The 24,017-nt window shown below is 50.9% G+C and carries 23 protein-coding genes and 3 pseudogenes; 18 read left to right on the top strand and 8 right to left on the bottom strand.

The features are described 5' to 3' along the window. Positions 1 to 113: 113 nt before the first annotated feature. From lolA to MUU51_RS18330, 8 genes are all read left to right on the top strand, one after another. On the top strand, positions 114 to 725 hold the full coding sequence (gene lolA, locus MUU51_RS18365; protein WP_258968315.1) for an outer membrane lipoprotein periplasmic chaperone LolA: 612 nt from the start codon (positions 114 to 116) through the stop codon (positions 723 to 725). Between the two features lie 9 nt (positions 726 to 734). Next, positions 735 to 2,078: a replication-associated recombination protein RarA gene (rarA, locus tag MUU51_RS18360; RefSeq protein WP_258968314.1), complete on the top strand. Its 1,344-nt coding sequence runs from the start codon at positions 735 to 737 to the stop codon at positions 2,076 to 2,078. A gap of 91 nt (positions 2,079 to 2,169) precedes the next feature. Further along, positions 2,170 to 3,462 (top strand): serine--tRNA ligase, encoded by a 1,293-nt coding sequence (serS, locus tag MUU51_RS18355; protein WP_258968313.1) that lies wholly within the window; start codon positions 2,170 to 2,172, stop codon positions 3,460 to 3,462. 202 nt (positions 3,463 to 3,664) lie between these two features. Further along, positions 3,665 to 6,109 carry a dimethylsulfoxide reductase subunit A gene (dmsA, locus tag MUU51_RS18350; RefSeq protein WP_258968312.1) on the top strand — a complete coding sequence of 815 codons (2,445 nt, stop codon included), beginning with the start codon at positions 3,665 to 3,667 and terminating at the stop codon, positions 6,107 to 6,109. Between the two features lie 10 nt (positions 6,110 to 6,119). Then, positions 6,120 to 6,737 carry a DMSO/selenate family reductase complex B subunit gene (locus MUU51_RS18345; RefSeq protein ID WP_159753774.1) on the top strand — a complete coding sequence of 206 codons (618 nt, stop codon included), beginning with the start codon at positions 6,120 to 6,122 and terminating at the stop codon, positions 6,735 to 6,737. Position 6,738: 1 nt separating this feature from the next. Further along, positions 6,739 to 7,602 (top strand): dimethyl sulfoxide reductase anchor subunit family protein, encoded by an 864-nt coding sequence (locus MUU51_RS18340; RefSeq protein WP_159773352.1) that lies wholly within the window; start codon positions 6,739 to 6,741, stop codon positions 7,600 to 7,602. A 273-nt stretch (positions 7,603 to 7,875) separates the two neighbouring features. Next, complete coding sequence (locus tag MUU51_RS18335) at positions 7,876 to 9,021, top strand: MFS transporter (RefSeq protein WP_258968311.1); 1,146 nt, start codon at positions 7,876 to 7,878, stop codon at positions 9,019 to 9,021. Positions 9,022 to 9,105: 84 nt separating this feature from the next. Further along, a complete protein-coding gene (locus MUU51_RS18330; protein WP_159773348.1) occupies positions 9,106 to 9,978 on the top strand; it encodes a LysR family transcriptional regulator in 873 nt (290 codons plus the stop codon). Positions 9,979 to 10,005: 27 nt separating this feature from the next. Here MUU51_RS18330 and pflA read toward each other — a convergent pair whose 3' ends face one another. From pflA to MUU51_RS18315, 3 genes are all read right to left on the bottom strand, one after another. After that, positions 10,006 to 10,803 (bottom strand): pyruvate formate lyase 1-activating protein, encoded by a 798-nt coding sequence (gene pflA, locus MUU51_RS18325; RefSeq protein ID WP_258966322.1) that lies wholly within the window; start codon positions 10,801 to 10,803, stop codon positions 10,006 to 10,008. Between the two features lie 16 nt (positions 10,804 to 10,819). Beyond that, positions 10,820 to 11,830: a phage integrase gene (locus MUU51_RS18320; RefSeq protein WP_258968310.1), complete on the bottom strand. Its 1,011-nt coding sequence runs from the start codon at positions 11,828 to 11,830 to the stop codon at positions 10,820 to 10,822. A gap of 96 nt (positions 11,831 to 11,926) precedes the next feature. Next, positions 11,927 to 12,226 carry a helix-turn-helix domain-containing protein gene (locus MUU51_RS18315; RefSeq protein WP_258966324.1) on the bottom strand — a complete coding sequence of 100 codons (300 nt, stop codon included), beginning with the start codon at positions 12,224 to 12,226 and terminating at the stop codon, positions 11,927 to 11,929. A 103-nt stretch (positions 12,227 to 12,329) separates the two neighbouring features. Between MUU51_RS18315 and MUU51_RS18310 the strand changes: the two genes are divergently transcribed. The 8 genes from MUU51_RS18310 to MUU51_RS18275 all read left to right on the top strand — a co-directional run bounded on the left by MUU51_RS18310 (position 12,330) and on the right by MUU51_RS18275 (position 16,728). Then, complete coding sequence (locus MUU51_RS18310; RefSeq protein WP_258968309.1) at positions 12,330 to 12,689, top strand: Cox family DNA-binding protein; 360 nt, start codon at positions 12,330 to 12,332, stop codon at positions 12,687 to 12,689. An 11-nt stretch (positions 12,690 to 12,700) separates the two neighbouring features. Next, on the top strand, positions 12,701 to 12,880 hold the full coding sequence (locus tag MUU51_RS18305) for a hypothetical protein (RefSeq protein ID WP_258968308.1): 180 nt from the start codon (positions 12,701 to 12,703) through the stop codon (positions 12,878 to 12,880). Continuing rightward, positions 12,871 to 13,371 (top strand): phage replication protein B, encoded by a 501-nt coding sequence (gene repB / locus MUU51_RS18300; protein WP_258968307.1) that lies wholly within the window; start codon positions 12,871 to 12,873, stop codon positions 13,369 to 13,371. The genes MUU51_RS18305 and repB overlap by 10 nt, the downstream gene beginning before the upstream one ends. Before the next feature lie 66 nt (positions 13,372 to 13,437). Next, entirely contained in the window at positions 13,438 to 13,659 is a 222-nt protein-coding gene (locus MUU51_RS18295) for a DUF2732 family protein (RefSeq protein WP_258968306.1), read from the top strand. Beyond that, on the top strand, positions 13,659 to 13,946 hold the full coding sequence (locus MUU51_RS18290) for a DUF5405 family protein (protein WP_258968305.1): 288 nt from the start codon (positions 13,659 to 13,661) through the stop codon (positions 13,944 to 13,946). Before MUU51_RS18295 ends, MUU51_RS18290 begins: the two co-directional genes overlap by 1 nt. A 13-nt stretch (positions 13,947 to 13,959) precedes the next feature. Further along, positions 13,960 to 14,184, top strand: a complete 225-nt coding sequence (locus MUU51_RS18285) for a TraR/DksA C4-type zinc finger protein (protein WP_258964599.1) — start codon at positions 13,960 to 13,962, stop codon at positions 14,182 to 14,184. Next, the gene (locus MUU51_RS18280) at positions 14,181 to 14,456 is read left to right on the top strand and encodes a DUF5405 family protein (protein WP_258968304.1); all 276 of its coding nucleotides are present in this window, start codon (positions 14,181 to 14,183) and stop codon (positions 14,454 to 14,456) included. The genes MUU51_RS18285 and MUU51_RS18280 overlap by 4 nt, the downstream gene beginning before the upstream one ends. Beyond that, positions 14,446 to 16,728: a replication endonuclease gene (locus tag MUU51_RS18275; RefSeq protein WP_258968303.1), complete on the top strand. Its 2,283-nt coding sequence runs from the start codon at positions 14,446 to 14,448 to the stop codon at positions 16,726 to 16,728. The genes MUU51_RS18280 and MUU51_RS18275 overlap by 11 nt, the downstream gene beginning before the upstream one ends. Before the next feature lie 197 nt (positions 16,729 to 16,925). On the opposite strand, the gene MUU51_RS18270 is transcribed toward MUU51_RS18275, so the two are convergent. The 5 genes and pseudogenes from MUU51_RS18270 to MUU51_RS18250 form a co-directional block, all read right to left on the bottom strand. After that, a complete protein-coding gene (locus MUU51_RS18270; protein WP_258968302.1) occupies positions 16,926 to 18,644 on the bottom strand; it encodes a DUF262 domain-containing protein in 1,719 nt (572 codons plus the stop codon). Between the two features lie 810 nt (positions 18,645 to 19,454). Further along, a complete protein-coding gene (gene wcaA / locus MUU51_RS18265; protein ID WP_258968618.1) occupies positions 19,455 to 20,309 on the bottom strand; it encodes a colanic acid biosynthesis glycosyltransferase WcaA in 855 nt (284 codons plus the stop codon). Positions 20,310 to 20,354: 45 nt separating this feature from the next. Then, positions 20,355 to 20,579, bottom strand: a pseudogene (locus MUU51_RS18260) (pentapeptide repeat-containing protein); the annotation flags it as partial. 622 nt (positions 20,580 to 21,201) lie between these two features. After that, positions 21,202 to 22,242 (bottom strand): phage portal protein, encoded by a 1,041-nt coding sequence (locus MUU51_RS18255; RefSeq protein ID WP_258968301.1) that lies wholly within the window; start codon positions 22,240 to 22,242, stop codon positions 21,202 to 21,204. Then, a pseudogene (locus tag MUU51_RS18250) lies at positions 22,242 to 22,628 on the bottom strand (phage terminase large subunit family protein); the annotation flags it as partial. The gene MUU51_RS18255 and the pseudogene MUU51_RS18250, both read right to left, overlap by 1 nt. Here MUU51_RS18250 and MUU51_RS18245 point away from each other — a divergent pair. Together MUU51_RS18245 and MUU51_RS18240 are read left to right on the top strand one after the other, a co-directional pair. Continuing rightward, positions 22,627 to 23,202 (top strand): annotated as a pseudogene (locus tag MUU51_RS18245) (P2 family phage major capsid protein); the annotation flags it as partial. The pseudogenes MUU51_RS18250 and MUU51_RS18245 overlap by 2 nt on opposite strands. Positions 23,203 to 23,205: 3 nt before the next feature. Beyond that, the gene (locus tag MUU51_RS18240) at positions 23,206 to 23,967 is read left to right on the top strand and encodes a phage terminase small subunit (RefSeq protein WP_258968300.1); all 762 of its coding nucleotides are present in this window, start codon (positions 23,206 to 23,208) and stop codon (positions 23,965 to 23,967) included. The last annotated feature ends 50 nt before the right edge of the window (positions 23,968 to 24,017 follow it).

Here is a 24,017-nt window from a genome sequence, read left to right as displayed (position 1 = left end):
GTTGCGTAAATAGCCAAAAAATCAGTATTTTCTCCTGTCCCACTGTAAGTGCACTGCTTACAGTGGGAACAAAGAGACTCCCGCGTCGGGAGTGACGCATTTAAGGAATGAAGATGAAAAAATTTGCCATCACCTGTGCCTTACTGACCAGTTTTGTTGCCAGCAGCGTCTGGGCCGATGCCGCGAGCGACCTGAAAAGCCGTCTGGATAAAGTCAGCAGTTTCAACGCCAGCTTCACCCAGAAAGTGACTGATGGCAGCGGTAATGCAGTTCAGGACGGACAGGGCGATTTATCCGTCAAGCGTCCAAATCTCTTTAACTGGCATATGACGCAACCGGATGAAAGTATTCTGGTTTCTGATGGTAAATCGCTGTGGTTCTATAACCCGTTTGTTGAACAGGCAACCGCGACCTGGCTGAAAGACGCGACCAGCAACACGCCGTTTATGCTGATTGCGCGTAACCAGTCCAGCGACTGGAAGCAGTACAATATCAAGCAGAGCGGTGACGATTTTGTGCTGACCCCGAAAGGCAGCAACGGTAATCTGAAAGAGTTCACCATCAACGTGAGCCGCGATGGCACCATTCATCACTTCAGCGCCATTGAGCAGGACGATCAGCGTAGCAGCTACCAGCTGAAGTCCCAGCAAAACGGCGCGGTGGACGCATCCAAATTTACCTTTACTCCGCCAAAAGGAGTAACGGTGGACGATCAGCGTAAATAAGAGGCGCGCGTGAGCAATCTGTCGCTCGATTTTTCCGATAATGCGTTTCAACCTCTGGCCGCACGTATGCGGCCAGAAAATTTAGCGCAGTACATTGGCCAGCAGCATCTGCTGGCTACCGGCAAACCGCTGCCACGCGCCATTGAAGCAGGACATCTGCATTCAATGATTCTGTGGGGGCCGCCGGGGACCGGAAAAACGACGCTGGCAGAAGTGATTGCCCGCTACGCCAACGCCGACGTGGAACGCATCTCTGCGGTCACGTCTGGCGTGAAGGAAATTCGAGAAGCTATCGAACGCGCCCGGCAGAATCGCAACGCCGGGCGACGCACCATCCTGTTTGTCGATGAAGTCCATCGCTTCAATAAAAGCCAGCAAGACGCGTTTCTGCCGCATATTGAAGACGGAACCATCTTTTTCATTGGCGCGACGACCGAAAACCCCTCTTTTGAACTCAACTCGGCACTGCTTTCCCGCGCCCGTGTTTATCTCCTGAAATCGCTCACCGTCGAAGATATCGAACAGGTATTAACTCAGGCGATGACCGACAGTGCCCGCGGCTACGGCGGGCAGGACATCGTCTTACCTGACGAAACGCGTAAAGCGATCGCAGAACTGGTCAATGGCGATGCACGCCGGGCGTTAAACACCCTGGAGATGATGGCGGATATGGCGGAGCTGGACGATTCAGGCAAACGTGTATTAAAGCCTGAGTTGTTAACCGAGATAGCCGGGGAACGCAGCGCGCGCTTTGATAACAAAGGCGACCGTTTCTACGACTTAATCTCCGCGCTTCATAAATCTGTTCGCGGCAGCGCGCCGGATGCCGCACTGTACTGGTACGCACGGATTATCACTGCCGGAGGCGACCCGCTGTACGTTGCCCGTCGTTGTCTGGCGATCGCCTCCGAAGATGTCGGTAACGCTGACCCGCGTGCGATGCAGGTGGCGATTTCAGCCTGGGATTGTTTTACCCGCGTCGGACCAGCCGAAGGGGAGCGGGCCATTGCGCAGGCGATTGTCTATCTGGCCTGTGCGCCGAAGAGCAATGCCGTTTATACCGCCTTTAAAGCGGCGATGTCCGATGCCCGCGACCGACCTGACTACGACGTGCCTGTGCATCTGCGCAATGCGCCGACCAAACTGATGAAAGAGATGGGTTACGGTCAGGAGTATCGTTACGCCCATGACGAACCCAACGCCTATGCGGCTGGCGAAGTCTATTTCCCGCAAGAAATGTCGCAAACGCGCTATTACACGCCTTCCTCACGTGGTCTTGAAGGTAAGATTGGTGAAAAGCTCGCCTGGCTTACCGAACAGGATCAAAATAGCCCCACAAAACGCTACCGCTAAACAAGACGTTGCGGTAAGGTTATCGCTGAACCTCTAAAGGCCGCAGGCTGCGGTCTTTTCCTCATTTTAATTCGATAAGCACAGGATAAGCATGCTCGATCCCAATCTGCTGCGTACCGAGCCAGACGCAGTCGCAGAAAAACTGGCACGCCGAGGCTTTAAGCTGGATGTAGATAAACTTCGCGCTCTTGAAGAGCGTCGTAAAGTTCTGCAGGTAAACACTGAAAATCTGCAGGCAGAGCGTAACTCGCGATCGAAATCCATTGGCCAGGCGAAAGCGCGCGGGGAAGATATCGAGCCGTTACGCCTGGAAGTAAACAAGCTGGGTGAAGAACTGGATGCCGCAAAAGCTGAGCTTGATGCTCTGCTCCTTGAGATCCGCGACATCGCGTTGACGCTGCCTAACATCCCGGACGATTGTGTGCCGATGGGTAAAGACGACAGCGAAAACGTTGAAATCAGCCGCTGGGGTGAGCCGCGTAAATTCGAATTCGAAGTACGCGATCACGTCACGTTAGGTGAAATGGCGAAAGGCCTGGATTTTGCGTCCGCGGTTAAACTGACGGGTTCTCGCTTCGTGGTAATGCAAGGGCAAATCGCGCGTATGCATCGCGCCCTGAGCCAGTTCATGCTTGATCTGCACACCGAACAGCATGGGTATGTCGAAAACTACGTTCCGTACCTGGTAAACCATGAAACATTGTACGGCACGGGTCAGTTACCGAAATTTGGCGGTGATTTGTTCCACACTCGTCCGCTGGATGAAGAAGCCGACAGCAGCAACTACGCGTTGATCCCAACTGCCGAAGTGCCACTGACCAACCTGGTGCGTGACGAGATCATCGATGAAGATGCTCTGCCACTGAAAATGACCGCTCATACCCCATGCTTCCGTTCTGAAGCGGGTTCTTATGGTCGTGATACACGTGGTCTGATCCGCCAGCACCAGTTTGATAAAGTCGAAATGGTGCAAATCGTTCGCCCAGAAGATTCTATGGATGCACTGGAAGAACTGACGGGTCATGCTGAAAAAGTGTTGCAGCTGTTGGGTCTCCCGTACCGTAAAGTGCTGCTGTGCAGTGGCGATATCGGTTTCGGTTCGGCGAAAACCTATGACCTTGAAGTCTGGTTGCCTGCGCAGGATACGTATCGTGAAATCTCCTCTTGTTCAAACATGTGGGATTTCCAGGCGCGTCGTTTACAGGCTCGCTGCCGTAACAAATCAGACAAGAAAACCCGTCTGGTGCACACCCTGAACGGTTCCGGTCTGGCTGTTGGTCGTGCGCTGGTTGCGGTGCTGGAAAACTATCAGCAGGCTGACGGTCGCATTGAAGTACCGGAAGTACTGCGTCCTTACATGAACGGTATTGAGTTCATCGGCTGATAACGCCTCATTCCTTTCTTAAAAAGCGCCTCAGGGCGCTTTTTTTATACCTGTATTGATACTGAACAATAACCCTTCAGTCGAAAGCAGGGATACTCCCTTCGAATTAGAAGTAGCATAAAACTCTAAAAAAGACTGATTTCGCTATATACATATCTATATAGCGGTTGGTGCATTTCAATGAGCAATGAAGTGAGTATTCATGAAAATAAAAGCCCCTGATGCTTTGCTGACTGCCGAAGTCAGCCGTCGAGGTTTGATGAAAACCTCGGCAATTGGCGGACTGGCGATCGCCAGTAGCGCATTCACATTACCCTTTACCCGTATTGCGAATGCTGCTGACGCCATTGCGCCAGCCGCTGTTGCCGGGAAAATGGTCTGGAGCGCCTGCACGGTAAACTGCGGTAGTCGCTGCCCGTTGCGTATGCACGTGGTCGATGGCGAAATCAAATACGTTGAAACCGACAATACCGGCGACGATAACTACGATGGCCTGCATCAGGTGCGCGCGTGTCTTCGCGGCCGCTCTATGCGTCGCCGTGTCTATAACCCTGACCGCCTGAAATATCCGATGAAGCGCGTCGGTAAACGTGGTGAAGGTAAGTTCGAGCGTATTAGCTGGGAAGAGGCGTATGACACCATCGCCAACAACATGCAGCGTTTGATCAAAGATTACGGCAACGAATCTATTTACCTGAATTATGGTACCGGTACGCTGGGCGGCACCATGACGCGTTCCTGGCCTCCAGGAAAAACGCTGATTGCCCGTCTGATGAACTGCTGCGGCGGCTACCTGAATCACTACGGCGATTACTCTTCCGCACAGATTGCGGCAGGTCTGAACTACACCTACGGTGGCTGGGCCGACGGTAACAGCCCGTCAGATATTGAAAACAGTCAGCTGGTTGTGCTGTTCGGTAACAACCCAGGTGAAACCCGTATGAGCGGCGGCGGCGTGACGTATTACCTTGAACAGGCACGCCAGAAATCCAACGCCCGTCTGATCATCATTGATCCGCGCTACACCGACACTGGTGCAGGCCGTGAAGATGAGTGGATCCCCATTCGCCCAGGTACTGATGCCGCGCTGGTGTCCGGTCTGGCATGGGTAATGATCACTGAAAATCTGGTCGATCAACCGTTCCTCGACAAATACTGCGTTGGCTACGACGAGAAAACCCTGCCTGCCAGTGCGCCTGCGAACGGTCACTATAAAGCGTACATTATGGGCCAGGGTAAAGACGGCACGGCTAAAACACCACAATGGGCAGCGTCTATCACCGGGATCCCGGCGGAACGTATTGTCCAGCTGGCGCGCGAAATCGCGATGGCCAAACCGGCATTTATCAGTCAGGGCTGGGGTCCGCAGCGTCATGCTAACGGCGAGATTGCTACGCGTGCTATCTCCATGCTGTCGATTCTGACCGGCAACGTCGGGATTAACGGTGGTAACTCCGGTGCGCGCGAAGGGTCTTACGATCTGCCATTCGAACGTATGCCAACGCTGGATAACCCGGTTGAAACCAGCATTTCGATGTTTATGTGGACCGATGCAATTGAGCGCGGCCCGGAAATGACTGCCACACGTGATGGCGTGCGCGGCAAAGATAAGCTCGATGTACCGATCAAGATGATCTGGAACTATGCGGGCAACTGCATTATCAACCAGCACTCCGATATCAACCGCACTCACGACATCCTGCAAGATGACAAGAAGTGCGAACTGATTGTGGTGGTGGATTGCCACATGACCTCTTCAGCGAAGTATGCCGATATTCTGCTGCCAGACTGCACTGCGTCTGAGCAGATGGATTTCGCGCTGGATGCGTCTTGCGGCAACATGTCCTACGTCATCTTTGCCGACCAGGTTATCAAACCGCGTTTCGAGTGCAAAACCATCTATGAGATGACCACTCAGCTGGCAAAACGCATGGGCGTTGAGCAGAAGTTCACCGAAGGTCGCAACCAGGAAGAGTGGATGCGCCATCTGTATGAACAGTCTCGCCGGGCTATCCCTGGACTGCCGACGTTTGAAGCGTTCCGCAAGCAGGGTATGTTCAAGCAGCGCGATCCAGAAGGGCATCACGTAGCCTATAAGGAATTCCGCGAGAACCCGGCAGCTAACCCGCTGACCACGCCTTCAGGCAAAATCGAAATTTACTCCACGCAACTGGCAGAGATTGCCGCCTCCTGGCAATTGCCGGAAGGTGACGTTATCGATCCTCTGCCGATTTATACCCCTGGTTTCGAAAACTACGACGATCCGCTGACCAAAGATTATCCGTTGCAGCTAACGGGCTTCCACTATAAAGCGCGTTGCCACTCTACTTACGGCAACGTAGATGTTCTGAAGGCTGCATGTCCTCAGGAAATGTGGATGAACCCGATGGATGCGAAGAAGCGTGGGATTGCCAATGGTGACCGCGTGAAGATCTTCAACGGTCGCGGTGAGGTTCACATTGAAGCGAAGGTAACGCCACGGATGATGCCAGGCGTTGTGGCGTTAGGTGAGGGAGCATGGTACTCGCCGGATGCAAAAGGCGTTGACCAGGCGGGCTGTATTAACGTCCTGACCACTCAGCGTCCGTCGCCGTTGGCGAAGGGCAACCCGTCGCACACCAACCTCGTTCAGGTCGTAAAAGCGTAAGGAGTAACCGATGACCACTCAGTATGGATTTTTTATTGATTCCAGTCGCTGCACCGGTTGCAAAACCTGCGAACTGGCCTGCAAAGACTACAAAGATTTGACGCCTGACGTCAGCTTCCGCCGCATTTATGAGTATGCCGGCGGCGACTGGCAGGAAGACAACGGCACATGGCATCAGAATGTGTTTGCCTATTACCTGTCAATCGCTTGTAACCACTGCGAAGATCCGGCCTGTACTAAGGTCTGTCCGAGCGGGGCGATGCATAAGCGTGAAGACGGCTTTGTTGTCGTGAATGAAGATGTGTGCATCGGCTGCCGCTATTGCCATATGGCTTGCCCATACGGCGCGCCGCAGTACAACGAAGCCAAAGGTCATATGACCAAATGCGACGGTTGTCATGAACGTGTTGCGGATGGCAAAAAACCTATCTGCGTAGAGTCCTGCCCGCTGCGTGCTCTGGACTTTGGTCCGATCGAAGAGCTGCGTAAAAAGCATGGTCATTTGGCTGCTGTTGCTCCGCTGCCGTCTGCGCACTTCACCAAACCAAGCATTGTTATCAAACCTAACGCCAACAGCCGTCCGACGGGTGACACCACCGGCTATCTGGCAAACCCGAAGGAGGTTTAAGATGGGAAGTGGATGGCATGAATGGCCGCTGATGATCTTCACGGTCCTCGGGCAGTGCGTCGTCGGTGGTTTTATCGTTCTGGCGCTGGCGCTGATGAAAGGCGAACTTTCTCGTGAGCAGCAGCGTCTTGTGGTGCTGAGTATGTTTGGTCTGTGGGTGCTGATGGGACTAGGCTTTATCGCTTCAATCTTGCACCTCGGGTCGCCGCTGCGCGCGTTTAACTCTCTGAACCGGATCGGTGCTTCTTCGCTGAGTAATGAAATTGCAAGCGGCTCGGTGTTCTTCGCAGTCGGCGGTATTGGCTGGCTTCTGGCGGTTATCAACAAACTGCCACAGGCACTGCGTACGGTGTGGCTGGTGTTAACCATGGTGCTGGGCGTCTTCTTCGTCTGGATGATGGTTCGCGTTTATAACACCATCGACACCGTGCCAACCTGGTACAGCATCTGGACCCCAATGAGCTTCTTCCTGACGATGTTTATCGGTGGGCCGCTGCTGGGGTATCTGCTGCTGCGTGTGGCTGGCGTCGATGGCTGGGCTATGCGCCTGTTGCCGGTAATTTCGATGCTGGCACTGCTGGTCAGTGCCATCGTGGTGGTGATGCAGGGTAGTGAGCTGGCAACGATTCATAGCTCCATTCAGCAGGCCTCTGCGCTGGTTCCGGCGTACGGTTCCCTAATGGCCTGGCGTCTGGTGGTGCTCGTGTTAGCCCTGGTATGCTGGGTTGCGCCACAGCTGAAAGGACATCAGCCAGCCGTTCCGCTGTTGAGCCTGGCCTTTGTGCTGATGTTCGTGGGTGAGCTCATCGGCCGCGGCGTATTCTACGGTCTGCATATGACAGTCGGAATGGCCATCGCCAGCTAAACCGTTTATTGCGCCGGATTGCAACGATCCGGCGCAACAAAAAATGCGCCCCATCCATGAAATTTTTCAACTGAAAATAAGCCGTTATATTCCCAATTACCTAATAAAAACAATGGAATAATTTAAAAATAAATTCCATTGCCGCTCCGCTAGATAAAAAACTTCTATTGTTCCTCTGAAAACCGCGCCAGCTCTGGTCTGGAGGCAATTGACTTTGCCAATGGCGGTGGCATGATGCGCTCGAATTCTGAACTTCCTCACGGTTTTATATCCATGTCCACGTATTCCCGCCCAGTGCTTTTATTGCTCTGTGGCTTACTTTTGTTGACGCTGGCGATTGCGGTGCTGAATACGCTCGTCCCGCTTTGGCTCGCCCACGATCATTTGCCAACCTGGCAGGTGGGGATGGTGAGCTCGTCGTATTTTACCGGTAACCTGGCAGGAACGTTGCTCTGCGGGCGGTTGATCAAGCGTCTCGGCTTTAATCGTAGCTATTATCTCGCGTCATTAATTTTCGCCGTAGGTTGCGTCGGGTTGGGGCTGACCATGGGCTTCTGGAGTTGGCTCAGCTGGCGTTTCCTCGCCGGTGTGGGCTGCGCGATGATTTGGGTGGTAGTCGAAAGCGCGCTGATGTGCAGCGGTACCTCTCGTAACCGCGGGCGCCTGCTCGCGGCTTATATGATGGTTTACTACGTGGGCACCGTGCTGGGCCAGTTGATGGTCAGCAAATTCCCAACAGACCTGATGAGCGTCCTGCCGTGGGTTACCGGCATGGTGCTGGCTGCAATTCTGCCGCTGCTGTTTACCCGAATTACGAATCAGACTAGCGAAGAGGCGCCAACGCTGGTCTGGCCAATGCTAAAACTGCGCCACGCGCGTTTAGGCGTCAACGGCTGTATTATCTCCGGGATTGTTCTCGGCTCACTGTATGGGCTGATGCCGCTGTGGCTCAATCACCAGGGCGTCAGCGATTCGGGTATTGGTTTCTGGATGGCGGTTATGGTCAGTGCCGGGATCCTCGGTCAGTGGCCGGTTGGACGTCTGGCTGATCGCTACGGTCGTTTACTGGTGCTGCGCGTGCAGGTGTTTGTGGTTATTCTCGGCTGCCTGGCAATGCTGAGCGGTGCGGCGATGGCACCTACGCTGTTTATTCTGGGTGCTGCGGGCTTTACGCTGTATCCGGTAGCGATGGCCTGGGCCTGCGAGAAAGTTGAACACCATCAGCTGGTGGCGATGAACCAGGCGCTGCTGCTGAGCTACACCATCGGCAGCCTGCTGGGGCCTACGTTTACATCGATGCTTATGCAGAACTATTCTGACAATCTGCTTTTTGTGATGATCGCCAGCGTGTCGTTTATCTATCTTTTGATGCTGCTACGCAAAGCCGGGCATCATCCAACGCCGGTGGCACACGCCTGATAGCCAAAGCCTGTCGACCGACGGGCTTTTTTCTTTCTCGACTCTCCGGTAAGGTGACTTCCTCATTGCGAAGAAGGACATCCGATGGAGTTGTTGCGTTTTACGCTTGCCCAGATTGAAGCCTTTGCCTGCGTGTGCGAGACCGGCACGCTGACTCAGGCGGCGAAAAAGTTGAAAAAGGATCGCACCACCGTGAGCGAACTGCTCGAATATCTGGAGGTGGATCTTGGCTACGCGCTGTTTGACCGCTCGACAAGGCCGTTAACTCTGACGCCGCAGGGCCAGCTGCTTTATCGCCAGGCAAGGCTATTTCTGCATGAAGCTGAAGCCTTCTCGCGCATTGCCCGACACATTCCCGATACCCTCGAAACGCATCTCACCCTATGTTATGACCTCTTTACGCCACGCGCGCTATTGCTGAAACTGGCTGAACGGCTTCAGGCGCAGCATATTCAGCTGGATATGATCGCCTGTGAGCGGGGTCAGGCGGAACAATGGCTGGATGAGGGCAGCGTCGATCTTGGTCTTTTTCAGGCCGTAAACCGTTCCGTTAACGACCACCTGCACTGGCGCGCGGTGGGGAGCGTTTCGCTTGCGGTGTATGCCCGTGAAGATTATTTCCCAAAACAGCCTGTGTCTCTGCTGCATTTGGCCTCGCAACCGCAGCTCATGCCGTTTCGTGACCTTCCTCCCTCGCTTGCCGGGCGAATTCGTATCGCGGACCGGCTGATTCACGTCAATGAGATAACCTTGCTGGAAGGGCTGTTGCAACGGGGTTGCGGCTGGGCCTTTTTGCCTGAGCACTTTTGCCCTGAACGGCTGGAGGGCGTGGCACGAATTGATACCGAGATGGGGACGACGGGGCTGGCACATCCGCTGGTGGCACTCTGGAAACCGGGTGTGATCGGTGCACCCATGCTGGCGCAATTGCTAACGGCGATGAAAGAGGGGATATAAAAACAGCCTCCGAAGAGGCTGTCTGAGTCAGTACATGACTTTGTGACCGTATTGCTCGAGGATACCTTTCACGCGATCCATTGTTTCTTTCTTCGGTGGATGCACGCCGTCCAGCTTGTACTCTTCGCCCATCGCCACCCATTTGTGCTTGCCAAGTTCATGGTAAGGCAGAAGCTCGATTTTTTCGACGTTGCCCATATCGCGGGTAAATTCCCCCAGGCGGTGTGCAGAATCGTCATCGTCAGACCAGCCTGGAACAACCACGTAACGGATCCAGACGTTAATATTCTTGTTCGCCAGGTAACGGCAGAATTCCAGCGTACGGTGGTTAGATACGCCGACTAAATTCTGATGGATCTCATCGTTCATCTGTTTGAGATCAAGCATGACCAGATCGGTCACTTCCAGCAGTTCATCAATCACCGGATCGTAACGACGAACAAAACCGTTGGTGTCGAGGCAGGTATGAATACCTTCTTTACGGCAGGCGCGGAACCAGTCACGCACAAATTCAGCCTGTAAAATGGCTTCGCCGCCAGACGCCGTTACGCCGCCGCCGGACGCATTCATAAAGTGGCGATAGGTCACCACTTCTTTCATGAGTTCTTCAACCGTAATTTCTTTGCCGCCGTGGGTATCCCAGGTATCGCGGTTATGGCAATACAGGCAGCGCATCAGACAGCCCTGGAAGAAGGTGATAAAACGGATGCCTGGGCCATCGACGGTGCCACAGGATTCAAAGGAGTGAATGCGACCAATTACTGGCTTAACAGCCCCAGGTGCATCAGTATTTTCCGTTAAATTACAAGTGTTTAAATTACTCATATCGCTCTGATTAGCTCTAGTTAACTCTGGTTTGTGGACACATTCTGGACATTTTGGACAGTGGATTGAGTGTCACTGCATCTTGTAAAAAGTCCGGGGCAAAGTGCGCGTAAATCATCGTTTGCTGGATGTTCGAGTGCCCTAGAATGCGCTGCAATGTAATTATATTACCTCCATTCATTATAAAGTGTGTGGCGAATGTATGCCTCATTACGTGTACCGCCTGCCCATCAGGCAGATCGGGCTTTATCTCTTTCAACATTCTGCGGACAGTGCTGTATTTTGCCCTAAACAGTGGACCGCTGTTTTTGGTCTTAATGCGCTCCGCCAGCTCGACAGAAATCGGCACTGAGCGTCGTTTCCCGTTTTTGGTTTTCATGAAGGTGACCACCTGCTGAATGATGTGCTCAGCCTTCAAACCTGAAACTTCGCCCCACCGGCCACCAGTAGCCAGGCAGATCAGTGCCACATTCAATTCGTCTCCTTCCAGCCGCGAGAGCAGCATCTCTATCTCATCGGTGGACAGGAACGCCATTTCTGTTTGAGCTTCTTTAAGGCGCTTCACCTCATGAAGAGGGTTGCTGCCGTGATACTCGTCAGCATCAATAAGTTTGGTAAACATGCCGCTCAGTATGGCGACGTGCCTGTTTACGCTGGATGGCTTGAGTCCTTCATTCATTAGGGTTACGCGATAATCGATAATTGATTTCTTGGTCAGTTGGTCGGCCCTGTGAATGCCCATATCCCCAAACCTCGTGATTATCGTCGTCAGGCGACCCTTTTCTATCTCGCCCCTTGCGTGGGTTTTTCCATGATAGATCCACCATCGGTCCAGCAGTTCTGTCAGCTTGCGCCGGTCTGCCGGTTTCTCAAGCCATTCCTTATTGTGATAGTTAACAAGCACATGACGCTCAAACGTCTGAGCCTCGCCCTTTGTACTGAATTTCCGCCGGATGCGTTTTCCGTCTGCGCCCTGCGGTCTAACGTCCACTTCATATCGGCCATCATCGAGTTTTTTAACGGACATAGGTCACCTCGATGATACGGCTGGGTACTCTTTCACGCGTGTTTATGTAGCAATCTTCATTTGTGCATTTACTGCACAGATAAGCCCCGTAGACCGTTAGCCAGTCTTTTGGTCGGAGTGGGATGATGTTTCGTTTTCTGGCCCAAAGTGTGCGAGTGCCGGCGCAATTTGCCCGGATGATGGATCCACTTCGTCAAATAAAAACCAATCGCGATATTTTCTAAAGCGAGGGTGCTTAAGCAGTTTCATCCCTGCATCGAGAGGCATCTTAGACTTGCCGGATTCGTAGCCATGATAGGTGTAGTAATTTATTTCAATTAAATCAGCTATTTCCTTTGCTTTCAGGCGCTCTGACTCTCTGATAAGTTTCAGCTTTTCATTTTGTGGACTTGACATATATTTGCTAATCTCCAATTATGTGTCTTGTTGAACATTGAATGTGTCTTTAGCTAACTCTAGGTGGCTCTAGTTAGAAAGACATAAAGTTGAGGATAGCAAAATGTCTGTCAAATCTGAAAATTCTTACGAGAATCGCGATAACTTTTCTGAACAAGGAAAAAATTCTAGAACTCAAATTCAACTATCTGAGAAGCCTGCAGACCTGCTTTCAAAGGAGGGCTTCGCGCTGTATATCGGCAAAACCCCTCGTGCTGTGGTTGAGATGGCTAAAGCTGGCAAGTTGCCTGCCTTTTACATGACAGACCCACTGAAACCGGGTGGTAAAGCTGAGCTGTGGGTTAACCGTCGCGAATGGGATAAATACGCCGCCCAACTAGTCGAGGATGCACCGACCGAGTGGCATGACTGGAAAAATCGCATCAGCTACGGCAAGTCTGGCCGTGGTCGAGTTGCAGCATAAGGAGCCGTTTAATGAAAGAGCCTCGTTGCATTGCTCAGCTTTTGCGTAACCAGCAGAACCTGACCCCGATTAATTTCACCATCACCCACGGTCTCGGCCGTAAAGGCATCATTATCCGCACCCGCAAGCCGAGTGTGATCGGTATGGCTATCACCTTCATGAAAACCCGGAGGTTATGGAAATGGCTGTGATGACTCTCGGTGTGGTTGCTCAGCAGCCGGAAGGTTTGCGCGGTCTGGTTGGTCGATATCTTGCTGCGCCGCGCTGGCAGGAAAGCTGCGATTTCTATAACAAGATGATGGAACGCGAGCGCCTGACCGTCTGTTTCCATGCGCAGTTAAAACAGCGCCACGCGACTATGCGATTTGAAGAGATGTGTGATGTGGACCGTGAACGTCTGGCCTGCGCGATTGATGAGTTGCGTGCAGCATTTTCAAAACGTCGTCAGGTTGGGGCGAGTGAAATTGCCTACATCAGTTATTTAACTGTCAGCCAGCGCCGCAGTTTATTCATGCATGCAGGTTTAACCGAGAAAGAATTTAATCAACCTTACTGGCGAATTGATGAGGATTCATGTTATTGGCGTGAGAAACTATTCCGCGCATTGCGTGAATTATTCAGCTTGTTTGAACATGCTCCAACAATTTTGACATCGGTTAAGCCCGAGCAATATCTGCATTAATTAATTACCCGTGATTTTTAACGCACTTGATTGTGCGGGGCTTCCTTTTATCTGGAGAAAGTCGTTATGACTAAAATAGGAAAGCAGTGCGCTAAGTTCTCTTTGTTGTTACAGCAGGCCAGGGCTGAGGCGCAGGCGGATGCTGCGACGAAATTCTCATCTCATCTTGACGGGCTGATTCGCCACATCGCCGAGCGTGAGCTGAACAAGGTGGAGATTGTCGAGTTACTTAGTCAGGAGTCAACGCAGTTTCATAATGCAGGGCTGTTGCGTGGGGAGTGCTGCTAATGGCTACGCACAAGTCCGTATTACTGAATAACTGGCTAAAGGTCACCGTAATGGATAACGGTGATTTAGCGCTAAAGGATATTAAACGCGATAAAGGCACCGGCGAAAAAATCGAGGCTGTAATTGCTATCTACGCGAACCAATTAAATCTCTTGTCGGACATGGTCAATTTGCTTCTTAAACGCGCCATCTATTTAAAGCAGATAACCAGTTTTGATGAGTTTGCCAAATTAACCGAAGAGTTGAGCGCCGCCTGTCGGGCTGAGCTCAACAAGCTGGATGCATAAAGGAGTCAGGATAATGCCAGATTATATGGATCACGTTCAGGAGCTACAGGCCGAATCACTGGCCCGTCATGTCGATGCCGCACGTCTGAAATCGGGTGGCGCTGCTGTTTTGGTTTGTGTTGATTGTGACCGGTCAATTCCGGCTGAACGTCGCGCCGCCCACCCGACAGCTCTGCGCTGCGTTCATTGTCAATCGCTACTGGAAGCCAACGCCAGACACTACCGGGGGCAGGCATGAGCATTCGCATCGAGATTGGCGACCGCTATGTCGTCACTAGTGACCCGTTTCAGTTTATTTTGCAGGAGAAGAAAATAGCCAAAACCGGGAAAAATGCCGGTAATGAATGGCTGGATGTCGTCGGCTATTACACTAAGTTGGATCAGCTCGTTAAGGCTCTGATGTTGCATGATGCATTAACGGGCGAAGCCCGTGCTTTCGCTGAGCTGGCGGCGCAGATTGAGCGAGTCGGTCAGGCATGTGCGGAGGCGTTTGGCGTTAATGGCCGCTGAAAGAATGGGGCGTAGCGCCCCAACACCTCCACCGCCATTTTCCAAAAGCACCGGCGAGCCGTTTGTCGGTGCTTACCCGTTCAACGCGCCGCGCGAGGCCATCGGGCGCGAGAGACCTCTTACACGTGACGAACTGCGTCAGGTGCAAGGTGTTTTATCAAAGATTGACTACCTGCCATATTTCCTGAGCTCGCTCTTTACCTCACGCTATGACTACATCCGCCGGAACAAAAGCCCGGTGCATGGGCTTTATTTCCTCAAGTCGACATTCCTGCGACGGTTATGGCCGCGCATCGAGCGCGTCAATCAGCGTAACGAAATGAATGCTGATGCCTCTCTGCTGTTCCTGACCGAGCGCGAGAACTACGCCCGACTGCCGGGAATGAATGACAAAGAGCTGAAGAAATTCGCGGCCCGCATCGCCGCGCAGCTTTTCATCATGTATGAGGAATTAAGCGATGCCTGGGCGGAAGCGCACGACGGCAAAGAATCGCTGTTTACTGATGAGGCGCAGGCTCACCTTTATGGTCATGTCGCTGGCGCGGCGCGTGCATTCAATATCACGCCGCTATTCTGGAAGAAATACCGCAAAGGTCAGATGACAATCCGCCAGGCATTTTCCGCCGTGGCGCGTCTCATCAATGACGAGTGGTGGATTAACCAATTCAAGGCGCAGCGTATGCGCTGGCATGAATCGCTGCTAATTGCCGCCGGTGAAGTGAATAAAGACCGCTCACCGTATGCCAGCAAAAGCGCCATCCGTGATGTGCATTCTCGCCGTCTGGCTAATCTCGAATACCTGAAATCCTGCGAACTCGAAAATAAAGTCACCGGTGAGCGAATCGATCTCATAAGTAAGGTGATGGGGAGTATTTCTAACCCTGAGATCCGCCGTATGGAGCTCATGAATACTATCGCTGGTATCGAGCGTTATGCCGCCAGTGAGGGTGATGTCGGGATGTTTATCACGCTGACCGCGCCGTCGAAATATCACCCGACCCGTCAGGTCGGCAAAGGAGAAAGTAAAACCGTTCAGCTTAATCATGGCTGGAATGATGAGGCGTACACCCCGAAAGATACGCAGCGCTATCTGTGCCATATCTGGAGCCTGATGCGCACGGCGTTTAAGGATAACGATTTACAGGTTTACGGAATGCGCGTGGTTGAGCCGCATCATGACGGCACGCCACACTGGCACATGATGCTGTTTTGCAAAACCGGCCAGCGCAAAGAAATTACCGACATCATGCGCCGCTATGCCCTGAAAAAGGATGGTGACGAGCGGGGCGCTGCGAAACAGCGCTTTCAGGCGAAGCATCTCAATCAGGGGGGTGCTGCGGGCTATATCGCGAAGTACATAGCAAAAAATATCGACGGTTACGCCCTCGATGGTCAGCTCGATCATGACACCGGCAAAACACTACAGGATACCGCTGCCGCTGTAACGGCGTGGGCGTCTACGTGGCGCATACCTCAATTTAAACCGATTGGCTTGCCGACAATGGGCGCTTATCGCGAGCTGCGCAAACTGCCTCGCGGTGTCAGTATTGCCTCGGAATTTGATGATCGCGTCGAAGCGGCTCGTGCTGCTGCCGATGAAGGAGAGTTTGATTTATACATTGCTGCGCAGGGTGGGGCGAATGTGCCACGCGATAGCCAGACCGTCAGGGTAGCCCGCAACGTGACTGATGAGGTCAACGACTACGAAGAAGACATCGAGCGCATCGTCGGGATTTATGCCCCGCATATCGGCGCTAATCACATTCACGTTACCCGGTCAGCAGACTGGCGCATAGTTCCAAAGATTTTGGCCGTTGAGCCTTTGACTTTAAAAAGCGGTATCACCGCGCCTCGGAGTCCTGTCAATAACTGTGGAAAACTCACCGGCGGTGACGTTCCGGTTATGACCCCTACACCGTCTGAGCATGCCGCAGCGGTGTTAAATCTGGTTGATAGTGGAGTTATCGGATGGGATGACCCGGAAGTCGTGACGGTGCTTAGGAACTCATTAAAACATGACGACCCGCAGCCAATTCGCCAACAACGAAGCAGTGAACCGTTAAAACCGCATCAGATTGCACCATCGGGGCGAATGACAAAATCTGAGCGAGAACAGATCCCGCGTATCCGCTTCGAACTGGCCAAGCAGGGCATTATGCCGCAGCGGTGGGAGATTGAGGCACTGGCGCGTGGTGCCGTAGTGAATTATGATGGGAAAATATTTGAATACTCGATTGCTGACGAGTGGCAATGGTTCCAAAAATATATCTGAGTGATTACTTATTTTAATGATATATATACTCACAACCTTTCATTGTTGGGTATAGATTCTCACATTGGTATCAGCTAAGCCTATGGCATAGCTTAAGCTGATTAAAAATATTTCCGGGTGAGTTAGTGGGGTAATTTCGCTCGTTTGACTTGCATTGAAATATCGCCTGAGAGAAATTTCAATCAGACGATTTTGTTCTAAGATAAGTTAGTTAAATTATAGAGTTGTTTCGCAATCATCTCAGTTCTTTGTTTTATTTCCTGCTCTCCCCATAAAGGGCTCATTATATAAGTTTTATTTAATGGATACCCGCTCTTGTTCAATACATTGTATTTTTCTTCAATGACGGAATTTTTTAATATGTTATTGTTTGTGGTTTCATCAATTAATAACAAATTACCAACGCTTCCGATTATATCTCCCGAGACTCCGGATTTAATATTCGATTCGGGGATGTAGTGCTCTATGGTTAATAGGTGATGATTTATATTGAGGCAGGATATAGCATCACCTAACTGTTTTGATAGAACGTATTTAATTATACTTTTATTTCTTGTTTTATTGGATAAGTAATTAAGCTCTGCAAAGTTGACATAGAATTCGTCAAAGCTAGGTAGTTTCGACTCGAGGGATTTAAATAATGAGTTTAAGATTGATTGTATTTGATCATGAGATGTTGCCGCAGTTAAATTTATTGCATGCTCTGAATAAGTAGTGGCGATCACTCCAGATGAACGCTGTGATGTGATGGCATTAAATACAAAATGAAAATACTCAATTTTCTCAAGGGAAGACTTGAGCATTTTTAAAGATATCTTATTTTCTTTCCATGAACGAGTAAGTGCAAGCGTCATGGATGATTGTTGTTTGACTTTGAATAAATTAAGATTCTCAAATATGGTTTTAATTTTTAACTCTTGCTTACCCCATTCTACACTATTAGGATAGGTCATTTGCTTATAATAATCGGCTGTTTTTATTATTGTGCTTAAGAGATTTTCAGCTTTCTGGTTATCGTCCCCAAGAGTGGATTTTATCTCTGGGAATAACTTCTTGTCTGTAATGTATTTATGCTCTGATAGCCAGTAATGCAGAAGGTAGTTATCTAATGTTTGCTCACCTGTATCATTGTCAAATTTAGATACTAGGCTATTCCAAGATATCTTTGCAGCATCGAATCGTGAATTGTTTGATCTTAGTTTTTTAAGGAAGAGGTTTTTGACTAAATCAGATGTTTTTAAATCTCGGCCTCGAGCATTTAGTGTTTCAAATATTAAATATGCATCATCTTCATTGTCAAGCTGAATGAATACAAGTTTGAGTGCAAGTATTTTATCTCTTATGTCTTTTAGTTTTTGAATTGGACTGTCTTTTGCATCATTAAACAGATCTATTTGTTTGTTGTCATAAGATGTTATCTGTGGAATTAATGTTGTCAATTTCGTTTTTATCAGGTTGTAAGCGTTTTGAAGGTTGCTTTCTTCAACTCCGATTTCATCTTTGATATTATTTTTTTTGTATGATTGAATCACACCTTGTAAAAAAGGGAATGAGGTTTCAGAATTTAATATGAATTCATCTTCGTTGTCGACATTTGCCTTTTCGATATATTTATGTATTCCTCTTGCAAGATTATCTTGTTTTAATATGAGGAATGAATCGCGAATCACTGATAAAATTATAGTTATAGTGGTTAAACGTTGCTGTCCATCAACAATTCCGAAATATGGTTTTGCGGACTGAAATACAACCATAGAGCCAATGAAATAATTTTCATCTGTATTTTTGGTTATATCTTCCCAGAAATTTTCAACTTCATCTTTCTCCCATGAGTAAGGTCTTTGAAATCTTGGGATTTTGAAGTACCCAGATGAAAAAATATCTTGGATCTCTTTGTCATTAGCTTCAATTTTCATTGACTCTCCTTTTCTATTAGGCGAGGTAGTATTCTAAACTATAAAATATAGTGGTAAATTAAAATCATATCAATGACTTGTGTCATTTTTTGGTACGAGGTGTCGGGCAACTGTTTTGTCGACAATCCTCACAGTATTGTGTGCAGCAGTCTTACCTAAACGATACCAAAAAACTCGACTTTACATGTGATTATCGAAAAGTAATGGTTTTTTAGCTTTGCCTGTATTAGGTGCATCACTTTGCATGAGTCATACGCGTTAAATCTGGTACTGTGACACCGATACTGGAGCAGTAGCAGGAGAGATATGCACCTGCATTAAAACTGCCCCCTAAAGCGGGCAGGCGTGGCGGGGAAAGCATTGCGCGCTCGACGCAGTGCCAATAATTATTATCTCGAATCTCAGCGCTTCCCTGAGTGTTTGAACGAGAAAAGGGGTACTACAAACGACCAAGAGCCTCGTCGGCATTTGGTGGCCCTTAGGAAGCCTTAAAAACGCTGGTGATGCGGTGCAGACATATCAGAATGAGATTATCTTCAATCATCGTTGATAGAAAATCTAGTCACTTAGAGTAAGCAGTGGCATGTAGCTGAATGCTAAAACAAAGTTGTTCATCGTAGGACTGCCGACGTGTTTAATTTTGAGGTTACGACTGAACATTTCGAAGACGAATCGCGTAAACGAGGCATGGAAGACTCAAGCCTCGGTTTTAACGAATAGGTTGTATTAGCTCAAACCAGAGCTGACAGTTTCCTCAGGCAGCATGCAATTAAATTTAACAGTCCTCAGTGAGCGATGAGCAGCCATTATCTAGAATTTTCTGTCGCGGAAGCTGGAATACATCATCAGGTAGCGTTTAAGGTTGCGCAGTGTCATCAATTTCATCAGTGTCTGCGGGCTCATCTTTTTATTACGGATATAGTAGAGGGTGAATAGCTGATATTTTTTGCTCGACGCGTCGAGCTTACCTTTGTGCTTCCGGTAAAAATCCAGATAGCCTGCAAACTTGCGTCCTGAGCAGGTGATGCGAACCTCGCCATGATTGACATAAAGCACCTGAGTGATCACCTCCAGTTTGAAAGGATCGCCATAGGTTTCTGCCAGCCGATAAAAGGCATCATAATCCTGGGCGGCAGTCAGACTCTCATCGAAAAGAACCTGCTGCATCCGGTTGGTTAAAGTCAGCATCTGGTTGCCGATAATATTCCGCTTATCAAACAGGCTCTTTTTATAGGCTGGTTTCGGGTAAACCTGCAATTCATCAGGGTGGTGATACCCGGTACTGTCGCAGAGGTAATCATTGGCATACAAAAATCCGTGCTGCTGGAGTTTATGCTGACAGGCAAGAAATGAGGACAGACGTGTTGGCAACCATTCATCATCATCGTCCAGACCCGTTATCAGATACCCCTTTGCCAGCCGTATCGCCTGATTCCGCACCGCACAGGCGCCGGAATTAAATTCATTGCGGATATACGTAATACGCGGGTCGTTCAGATCGGTGATGTACGCCTGTAGTTGCTGAAATGATGAAGAGAAATCATCGATGATGATCAGTTCCCAGTTCGTATAGTCTTGTTTAAGGACTGACTGAATAGCCCGAATCGTCAGGGCTTCTCGGTTCCATGTGGGCATATAGACAGAGATGAGCGGCCTGGATGACAGTGTGTCATCCGCGACGTTTTCCTGTTCCGTCATTGCCCCGGTAAAACTGGCTGCGCGGATGTTACTCGCAGAAAAGTCCGCACCGGTACAGTCTGCATGACTGAAGATTGCCCCTTCGATTTGACAGTGGCTAAGGTTTGCTCCATTCAGTGAGGAATAAGAGAAATCGGTCTCTCGGAGATCGCTGAACGACAGATCGCTACCGGCTAAATTAATATTGCGCAAGTTGAGTCTCCGCAGATCCATAAACCGCAAGTCGGCACCTGACATATCCGATTGATGGCGTGGATTTAAAAAGATATTTTTTTGATATTTCAGAAGTTTTTTTTGAATTGTTTTTTTGCTGTTCATGTTCAGCTTACGGCGAGTACCGATGAAAATTCAGGAGTGCAGTTAAGCACTCTCCTTATCTTCCTGCAATCGATCTCATTCATTTTCGGAAATGTACCCAAAGATAAATTGACGTTCATTAACACTTTCTCACACCCTCATCCAGGCGGTGTTTGCCCTTGATAACTACTCCCTTTGTAAGTATCACCGCAAATGAACCATTCACTTTTAATGATCTTTCGACATACTGATTATGTTTCCTAAAGAGATTTCTATGCGCAACGTCCGCTCCTGAAACGGAGCAAAAAGTCAGATTAGGTATGGCTTTTTGCCATAATTGTGTCAGTTCAAATCTGAGCTAATACAAATTCGCCATGCTTTACTCTCCTTTTACCAGTCGGCATCTACAGAAGATCGCTTTCTTATTTATATTTATCAAAGAATTATGTATTTCGTCGTGTTTTTGGCAGGCCATTCGATTGGGAGTCCTCACTTAGGTAATCTTGTTCAATCCACTTCGATGTCTTTTGTACTTAAAGCCGCCTTCCGGCGGCTGCGAATGTTACTCGTCCTCAGGCTCCAGAGAGTATTTTTTAAAGCGAATAACCTCTTCGCCTGCCCATTCGTTCAGCTCCATGAAGCGTGACTGTAGCGGGCTGAGCTCGTTGCGTACAAAGACCTTCGCCACCTTCTCAACGTCACCCAATGAGCCTACATTTTCCGGTTTGCCTCCCATGAGCTGGAACGGGATGCGATGTGCATCGAGCATATCGGCGGCGCTGACTTTCTTGATGTTAAAGAAATCATCCTTTGTGGCGACTTCGCTCAACGGTACAATTTTAATGCCGTCAGCTTTGCCGTTTGGCGCGTAGAAAAACAGATTCTTAAAATTCCCCAATCCTTTCGAGTCACGCATCGCCTTGCGCAGCGCTTCGACGTCAGTGCTGCTTTGCGCGGCGTCGGTCACATACATGATGTACCCGGCGTGCGCCCCGTTCTGGTAATACTTGCGGCGAAATAGCGTCGCGGATTCATTCAGCCAGGCGGAATTGAGTGCGCTCAGGTATTCCGGCAGGCCGTAGAGCTCCTGATTGATGTCCGGCTCCAGCAGATGAAACACCGAGCCGGGGGCGAACTGATGGGCCTGCGCGAATGACTGAATGTACCAGTAAGCATCATCCTCGACGCCGCGCCGGGTGTATTTGGCCGGAGAGGTCTCAAATTTGACGGCCTTGCCGCTCAGGCTGCGGCGCATTTCGAGAAAGGCATTACCGAAGACCAGAAAATCGAGCACAAAACGGCTGAAGTCCTGCCGGGATAATTTCGGGTGCGGAATGTAGGTCGACACCAGAATATTACGCTTCACGTAAATCGGTGAGCTGTGGTGCACGGCGGCTCGCATACTTTTCGCCAGCCCCGAGAAACTCACCGGCGGCTCGTACCACTGGCCGTTATCGACGCATTCCACGTAATCGAGAATATCGCGCCGGTCGAGCACCGCCGTCGGCTCGCCAAAGGTGAACGCCTCCATGCTCTGAGCGGGCGCGGCGGTGTGCTGGCGTGGCTTTGTGGTGTATTGGTTTTTCTTGTTGCGTTTGCTCATTAATAAAATTCCATAATCGAGGATGAAGGCTGGCCGCTGGCGGCGGTCAGTGGCTCGTTAATTAAGACGTGCATGGTCGCCCAGGCCAGATCGGCGTGACTGGCTTCCTCGGTGCGACTGGCCTCATAGGTTGCGCTGCGCCCGCTGCTGGTCATGGTTTTGCGGATGGACATAAACGACTGCGTGAGGTCGGTTGCGCCGACGTCATATTCGAGACAGCCGCGCGTGATGGTGTCTTTGGCTTTCAGCACCATCGCGGTCTTCATTTCCGGGGTGTAGCGGATTTCACGTGCGGCCGGGTAGAACGAGCGCACGAGCTGGAAGACGCCCTGACCGAGCCCGGTCGCATCGATACCGATGTACTCGACGTTATATTTGAGCGTCAAAGGCGGGCATTACGCCAACCTCGACGCGCTGGTGATGGATGCGCACGAATCGCTGATTGAAGAGATCCACCGCGAAAACCCGGAAATGGTGGTCATCTGCGGCCGTCGTATCCTGACCGACAAATATTTCCCGATGATTAATAAGTTCCAGGCCAACAGCGAACAGCTCGCCGCAGAGCTGATTGTCAGCCAGAAAACCATCGGTCAGCTTCAGGCGGTGCGTGCGCCGTTCTTCCCGGCGAACAGCGTATTCATCACCACGCTGGATAACATTTCCATCTACCTGTACGAAGACGGCCACCGTCGCCACATCGTCGAAAACCCAAAACTCGATCAGGTGGAAAACTACGAGCAGGTGAAAGTCGATTTCGTTATCGAGGATTACGCGGCCGGTTGCCTGATTGAAAACATCGAAATCCTCGAGCAGGACGAAGAGGCCACCCCGGAAGCGGCGAGCGCGAAAGTGTTTGCGGCCGAAATGGTGAAAGCCATGCAGGCGCTGACCGCCGGGGTCGTCACTCAACATGCAGACGCTCCAAAGGCTGACGCGCATACCGACGGCGGGGAGGCGTAACCGATGGCGAGCCCCGCACGGCGTCACGCGATGCGGGTCTCGGCCGAACAGGCATCGCAGCGGGAACAGCGCCCGCTGCGCCATGCCACGGCTTATGAGCAAATGCTCGTGAAGCTGGCCGCAGACCGCAGGACGCTTTCACAAATCCATTCCCGGGAACGTAAGGCAGAGAAAAAGCGCGAGCTGCTGCCGTTTTACCTGCCGTGGGTGATCGGCGTGCTGGAGACCGGCACCGGGGCGCAGGATGACATCCTGATGACCGTACTGCTGTGGCGTCTCGATGCCGGGGATATTCCCGGCGCGATTGAGATTGCCCGCTACGCGCTGCGTTTTGGCCTGTCGATGCCTGACGGTCACGCGCGCACCGCGCCGTATATGCTGGCCGAAGAGGTGGCGCTGGCCGCACTTCGCGTCCGCGCGGCCAGTCAGCCGGTGGATGTGCAGCCGCTCCTGACCGTTATCGAGATGACCCGCACTGCCGATATGCCTGACGAGGTTCGCGCCCGCCTGCATAAGGTCGCCGGTCTTATCCTGCGCGACGCCGGTCTGCTGACTGAGGCGATGACGCACCTGCAACGCGCTATTCAGCTGGATGACAGTTGCGGGGTGAAAAAAGACATCGAGCGCCTCGGCCGGGAGCTGAAGCCGAAGCCTGTCGCCCCGGTGAAGAAAACCCCGCCGAAGCCTGCGAAAAAGGCCACCAAAATAACAACCGATTCACCGGCGAAACGGGGGCGTGGTCGCCCGAGGAAAGTCGCCGGTTAACAGAATGCGCCCCGCGCCGGGCGGCACGCTGGCTGAGGCAGGTGTTTCAC

It is taken from the genome of Scandinavium manionii, assembly GCF_024764775.1.
Taxonomy (GTDB): Bacteria; Pseudomonadota; Gammaproteobacteria; order Enterobacterales; family Enterobacteriaceae; genus Scandinavium; species Scandinavium manionii.
Note: the sequence above shows the minus strand (reverse complement) of the source record. Positions and strands in the feature narration are given on the sequence as shown.